General features: G+C 62.3%; 8 protein-coding genes and 1 pseudogene. 3 read left to right on the top strand and 6 right to left on the bottom strand.

Translation table 11 applies throughout. The features are described from left to right. From AC5RWX_RS29050 to AC5RWX_RS29060, 3 genes are all read left to right on the top strand, one after another. Positions 1-693, top strand: a 693-nt coding sequence (locus AC5RWX_RS29050) for a GAF domain-containing protein (protein ID WP_494099702.1), incomplete at its 5' end; no start/stop codon positions are given. After that, positions 680-994, top strand: coding sequence for a hypothetical protein (locus AC5RWX_RS29055; RefSeq protein ID WP_494099703.1), 315 nt, complete (start codon positions 680-682; stop codon positions 992-994). The genes AC5RWX_RS29050 and AC5RWX_RS29055, both read left to right, overlap by 14 nt. Positions 995-1,331: 337 nt before the next feature. Then, a complete protein-coding gene (locus AC5RWX_RS29060) occupies positions 1,332-2,066 on the top strand; it encodes a GAF and ANTAR domain-containing protein (RefSeq protein WP_494099704.1) in 735 nt (244 codons plus the stop codon). A 209-nt stretch (positions 2,067-2,275) separates the two neighbouring features. Here AC5RWX_RS29060 and AC5RWX_RS29065 read toward each other — a convergent pair whose 3' ends face one another. The 6 genes and pseudogenes from AC5RWX_RS29065 to AC5RWX_RS29090 form a co-directional block, all read right to left on the bottom strand. Continuing rightward, positions 2,276-3,112 carry a formate/nitrite transporter family protein gene (locus AC5RWX_RS29065; protein WP_494099705.1) on the bottom strand — a complete coding sequence of 279 codons (837 nt, stop codon included), beginning with the start codon at positions 3,110-3,112 and terminating at the stop codon, positions 2,276-2,278. A gap of 508 nt (positions 3,113-3,620) precedes the next feature. Continuing rightward, positions 3,621-4,079 (bottom strand): DUF4383 domain-containing protein, encoded by a 459-nt coding sequence (locus AC5RWX_RS29070; protein WP_494099706.1) that lies wholly within the window; start codon positions 4,077-4,079, stop codon positions 3,621-3,623. Continuing rightward, a complete protein-coding gene (locus tag AC5RWX_RS29075; RefSeq protein ID WP_494099707.1) occupies positions 4,016-4,720 on the bottom strand; it encodes a MarR family winged helix-turn-helix transcriptional regulator in 705 nt (234 codons plus the stop codon). The genes AC5RWX_RS29070 and AC5RWX_RS29075 overlap by 64 nt, the downstream gene beginning before the upstream one ends. Continuing rightward, entirely contained in the window at positions 4,717-5,412 is a 696-nt protein-coding gene (locus AC5RWX_RS29080) for a DUF3618 domain-containing protein (protein ID WP_494099708.1), read from the bottom strand. The genes AC5RWX_RS29075 and AC5RWX_RS29080 overlap by 4 nt, the downstream gene beginning before the upstream one ends. Before the next feature lie 4 nt (positions 5,413-5,416). Then, complete coding sequence (locus tag AC5RWX_RS29085) at positions 5,417-5,842, bottom strand: phage holin family protein (protein ID WP_494099709.1); 426 nt, start codon at positions 5,840-5,842, stop codon at positions 5,417-5,419. Further along, positions 5,839-6,136: pseudogene (locus AC5RWX_RS29090) on the bottom strand (hypothetical protein); the annotation flags it as partial. The pseudogene AC5RWX_RS29090 and the gene AC5RWX_RS29085, both read right to left, overlap by 4 nt.

Consider the following 6,136-nt stretch of genomic DNA (forward strand, 5'->3'; position numbering starts at 1 on the left):
GTGTTTGCACGGATATCCAACGTGCTCCTGAGCGAGGATACGGTCGCCCACGCCCTGACGCTCATCACCGACGCCGCGGTCCTTGCCGTAGGTGGCGCAGCAGGAGCGGGCGTATCCCTGATGGACACCAACGGCAGCCGCAGCAGCACAGCTTCCACGGGCACGATCGTGGTAGAGGCCGACAGCCTTCAATACGATCTCGGGCAAGGTCCGTGCCTGAGTGCATGGGCCTCCGGACACCCGGTGGACATTGCGGATGTTCGCACGGACCTCCGCTGGCCCGAATGGGGTCTGGCAGCGGACGAGCTGGGTTTGCGGTCCTGCGTCAGTGTTCCTCTTCTTTCCGGGGATCTGGCTTTCGGGGCCATCAAGGTTTACTGGGCAAAGCCAAACGCCGCAACGCATCGGCTAATCCGGCTGCTGGAATTGTTCGCAGCCCAGGCCTCGATTTTCCTGGTCAATGTCCAGGCCCGGGAGCGCGGCCGGATGTTGAGCGAGCAACTCAAGACGACGCTGGCCCATCGGGACATCATCAGCACCGCCAAGGGGATCGTCATGGCCAGCCAGGGCATGGGGAACCATGAAGCGATGCTCCACCTGATGACCAAAGCCCTGAACGAGAACCGGCCACTGCAGGCAGTTTCGGAAGAGATCATCGAGTCCACGCCGGGACTCGATCATGACGGCGGCTGAAGCATGCGGCGCCGCGGGGAAAGAGGAAGAACAGCGCCAAGGCTTCCGGCTGGCATTCGAGGGCGCACCGCTGACCTTCGAACAGGTTTGGATCAAATACTTCGGCATTGGAGGAGTCGCTGGCCTGATTGAAGCCCAGGCCTACGTCCATGGTGCGCTGAACTTCCCTGCCCTTGAACGTGATCTGCTGGCGCACGCCCTTAACGAAATCCTCAACACACTCGGTATTAACGGCCGGCGCGCAGACTACAGCCATGCAATAAACCCGAAGCCAGGCGAAGACGGGAGAGGCACGGACTAAGGACCCTCGCTGTGGTCTTGAGTGCAGCAAGCATCTGCTGGTGGCGGAAGAGCGTTGCGCGGCTCCAGCCAGCGAGGCGGCCGCGGTCTTCGGCGGTGGGGCCCTTCGCTCGGCCCTCTTGCGCCGATTGCCAGCTTGTCCGCGCTCACAGCAGCGTCGGACCCGTCGAGGCAGCTGGGTCGATGCCGTCCAATAGGGATCGGACAAGGACGCCGCGGTAGCGCAGCAGGGTAACGAGCCCTTGAGTGGTGTCTTGAAAGCTGCTGTGTACCGGGACGGAACCGTCATGGGCGGTAGCCCCGCCGCAGTTGGAACGGGCGGCAACTAAGATGAGCCAATGTCCAGTCACTCGGGAAACGAACCCGTAACCCAGCTTCAGTCAATTCTGGTGAGCGCAGAAAATGCAGTTGACTTCCTTTCCGGGCTTTCTGGCCTTGCAGCCGCTGCGGTTTCTGAAGCTGCCGGGCAGGCAATTGAGTGTGCGATCACGGTCAAAGTCACACGCAAACCCACTACGGCCGCAGGCAGCAGCATACGCGCTGTAGAGCTTGATCAACTGGAGCAGGCCATTGGTGACGGTCCCTGCATAAGAGCACTACGGGACATGTCCCCGGTAGCCATCGATGATGTCTCTACAGATCGCAGGTTCCCGGAGTTGAACCGGAAATTCGCCGAGAAGGGCGTCTACAGCTCGCTGGGAGTTCCCCTTGGAATCAGCGGCCAAGCCCGCGCAGCACTGAACTTTTTCGCGCCCAAGCCCGCCGCGTTCACCCCGCATGTCTACGACAAGGCCCTGGGCTTTGCCGCCGCTGCGCACAACACGCTGCAACTCTCAGTCCGCATCGGCACCGCACAGAGCCGGGCGGAAGACCTGGACGCAGCCATGCAGAGCCGGACTGCCATCAACTTGGCTTGCGGAGTGATTATGGCGCAGAACAGGTGCTCGCAAGCGGAGGCGATAAAGATCCTCACCAAGGTCTCCAGCAACCGGAACCGCAAACTGCGCGATGTAGCCACCGAACTGATCGAACAGCTGTCCGGCACAAGCATTCAGACCCACTTCGACGCGTAGCGAAGCAGTCGGTGGCGACATGGGGCAATGCTGGCTCGCTGCACTTGACCGGCGCGGAACTGAACTTTGGAGATGTCCCGGAGGATTTCTGCAAGGTTTCAAGCTGGGAGACTTCCATGGGCCGTCGATATATATAAGCGGCCGCGGGAAGTGTGGGGAGGAGCAGTAAACCCAACGGTCTCGGTAGCAGCTGCAGAAGCAGCGGGTAGTCAGGTGTTGTGTGGTGCGTCTGGGTCCTCGGGTGCCTCCGTGCGGCGCTTCTCGATCAGTTCCTTCGTCCGAACCAGTCGCAGGAGGGTTACCAGGATTATGCCGCCGAGGACGTTGAACAGCAGGGTGTAGCCGAACCAGCCGAGCCATTTGCCATAGGTAATGTCCGCGCCGGAGTGAATGGCCGCGAAGATCAGCAATGAGTCCAGAATCGAGTGGAACAATTGAAGCCCGGCCAGCAGGAAGCCGCCGATGATGGTGGCAACGATCCGTGCGACATCGTTGCTGGTGCCTTGCTGCATCCGGCTCATGAGGGTGATGGTGCTGCCGCCAAGCACCGCCAGGGCGACTACTTGCAGGGTGAACGGAGCATCTACGTAGTGGTGCGCACTCTCGCTCACCACTGTAGACCACTGCGGGAACGCCTGCATGACGATCCAGACAAACACCCAGCCACCGGCCAGGTTCGCCACGAGGGTACCTCCCCAGAGTTTTGCCAGCTGAGTGACGCTGCCTTCTTTCGCGACCACGGCCGCCACTGGCATCAGGAAGTTTTCGGTGAACAGTTCGCTGTGCGCGAGGAGAAGTGCCACGAGTCCGATGCTGAACGCCAATCCGGCCAGGAGGTGGTTCCCCGTTTCATGCATAACGGCCAGATAGGCCATGATTCCCAACCCAATTTCAAAACCACCGAACACGCCTGTGATGAGGATGTTCCGCATGGTCCTGTGGAGTCGTTCGGCGCCCTCACCGATCGTCTTATCAAACGACTCTTTTAGCTCGTGCTCAACCGGCGCATCCGACTCGCCAAGTTCCCGCCTGCGTTCTTCGCTCATGCTGCCCTTCCACTGCTCTGCTGATAAGGCCGGTGGGTCCAGCGGAACTGTCGGGGGCTACCCGCACCGTTTGCCGGCACCGGTCGGCGGCGCCCTTTCCGAGGGCACTGACTAATCATCGGTCCTGTACCCGCTTTGTTCAGGTTCAACCGTTCTTGAACGGACCGCCCTAAGTGCCTGGTGTTCCCGCTGCTCAGGACCACGCCAAGGACCACGGAACCCGGCCTGCCTTGCCAGCTTCTTCCCGAATACAAGCCGAGCAACCGGGCCGCAGCGGCTAGCATCTGCGGCAAGGAAAGGGTTGGCTGCGGCGGTCCCAACGATGATGCACATGGGTCACAGCTGGCGGCTCACGAGAGCGTCGCGAGGAAAACAGTATGGCCCCTGCGCGTTGGATGTGCTGCCCCCAAAACCCTTGGTCCGCCCTCCGATAACGGAAAGCGGACCAAGGAGATGTAGTGCCCCCCGCTTGACGCGGGCCTAAGCGGTGTTGCCGGGGCGATGCGCTTTAGGGGTTAGCGGAGGTGGTGCGTGTGGCGTTGCGGGAAAGTAGGATGGCCAGGGCGATCATGGCGACACCCAGGACGAAGTGCAGCCAGTTATCCGCGCTGTTGACAGGAACGAAATTGGCGGGGGTGTCGTGGCCGATGAGGAGTCCGTAGAGCCACAGGATGAGGTAGACGACTCCGCCGTAGAGCAGGTAGTTCCTGGCCTGTTCGTTGGTGCGGGACATCAGGATGCCTGCGACGCCGAAGAGCAGGTGAACGATGTTGTGCAGGATCGAGACCTGGAAGATGCCCAGCAGGAACGCATCGGAGCCGTGGCCGGCGAAGGAAAGTGCTTCATAGTTGCTGGTGATGCCCGGGATGAAACCGAGGACTCCGACCAGCAGGAAGACAACGCCTACTGCCTGGGCTGCTTTTTGGAGGGTTGTTTTTGGTCCGGAAGCGCGGTTCGTAGTAGCCAAGTATCTACTCCCTTTTCAGTGTGAAGTGCATGGGATGGATCCTGCATGTTGTTCGAACTTGAGGATGTTGCTGACCGCCGCTGTCGAGGTCCGTGCCGGACACCACGGCTGGGCTCGGTGTTCCGGAGGTGGAGAATGTGTTGCTCCAGCTGGTGGCGGAACAGTGCTTCGGCTTCTGCTTCGGTTTCTGACCCTTCCTGGACGAGGGCCTCAGCTGCTGAGAGGACGTCCCGTCCCTTCCCGGTGAGGCAAATGTCGGCGCTTCGCCCGTCAATGCCCCGTTCCCGGGTGAGGAGCCCCAGGTTTTGAAGGCGCCGCACGACCTTGCCCAGGCTTTGCCGACTCACGCAGAGGATGGCGGCGAGATCGGTGACGGTAGTGGGCTCCAGTTCCGCCGCGGTATCCAGCGCGTCCAGCGATCCTGTGGTCAGCCCGAGTCCGGCCAGCCGGCGGTTAAGCCGCCTCTCATTGAGCCGGGCCGCCACGCTGACCAGGCGGTACGTGGCCCACTGATCCGGAACTGGGCCGGGCCGTGCCTTCATATGCCGCGGTCTACCCGTATTCGGTATTTCCACGCCGGGGTCCGGTGGCCGCCCCGCCGGGTTGCGGGGCGGTTCCGGGACCCTGTCCCGGGCGCTCATGTGGTCTGGACGTTGTCCTTGGCGTCTACAGCGCGGTCTTTGACATCGGTGACAGCGCTCTGGCCTTCGGCCTTGACGTTCTGGGCGGCGTCAGCGGCGGTGGCCTTGACGCTGTCCATCGCTTCCTGGGCGGGTTCCTTTAGATCCTGAATCATGTCCTTGGCCGCGTCAGTGACCTGGGTGGCGAGTGGCTCGGCGGCGGTTTTGAGCTGCTGGGCCGCTTCGCGTTCCTTGGTGCTGGCCGGGATCAGGGACGAGAGCAGCATTCCGGCGCCGAACGCTATCAGGCCGGCGGCCATCGGGTTGCCCTGGGCCTGGGCCTTGACCTGTCCCGGGGCGTGGGAGATCGCTGTTCCGGCGTTACTGAGTTTGGCCGAGACGGTGTCTCTGGCCCCGTGAAGAGTGTCGCCGGTGGAATGCAAAGCGCCACCGGCATGGCCGGTGCCGGAAGAGACCTTGTCCTGGACTGTAGAGACCCCATCTCCGACAGCGGACGTGGCCGAGTCGGCTACCCCCATGACCTTGTCCTTGACACTGGTTACGGCGTCCTTGACGCTGCCCTTGACCTTATCGGTCTGGCGCTGGACAACGTTGGCCGGAGTGACCTTGTCGGCAAGGGCGTCCACATTGGTGCCCAAGCGTGCGCGGGTTTCTTCGATCTCGGTACGGATTGCGTCCGGGTTTTCGCTCATGGGTCTATACCTCACCTGGTTTGAATGTTTCGGGGATTTCAGAAAGTGTTTCGCTGGTCTGGGGCATGCCCTTGATCTGTTCCAGTTCCTTGCGGCCCTTCGCGGCCAGGACCGCGGCGATAATGCCCCATATCACGGCAACGATCACGGCGGCCCAGCCCAACGGCATCAAGGCGCCAAGCGCGAACATCAGCGCAAGGGACAGGAACAACAGCACGAAGTGACCTGCCACTCCGGCTCCGGCGAGCATCCCGCCGCCCTTCCCTGCCTTCGTGGCAGACTGCTTCGCCTCCGCCTTGGCGAGCTCCACTTCCTGGCGCATCAGCGTGGACAGGTCACGGGTTACATCACCCAGCAGGTCACCCAAGGAGGTGTTGTCCGCCTTCACATGAGCTTCGCTCGGAGCAGGCTCCGGAATCTGGCTGCTCACAGGTGGCGTCCTTCGTGTGACTGGTAGGGATCATCCTCGAGCCGCAGGGGCGTGTCCTCTGCCGTGCCCGAAGGAAGTGATGACGTCGAGACCGGAGCGCCCCCGCCGATGACGGGCTCATCATAGAAACCGGCCGGGCTGCCGGTAGCAAAAGCCGTGTTTTGCCCGACCGGTGCCGGTACGGAACGCTGGGATGCCGAGGACTGGGCACCGCCCTGTGACTGTGGCGCCCCTGCCTGGAGGCCGCGGCCGAGGCGGCCGACGAGAATACCGGCGCCCGCCGCCAAAAGCAGG

This window comes from Arthrobacter sp. SPT-J7, assembly GCF_059089965.1.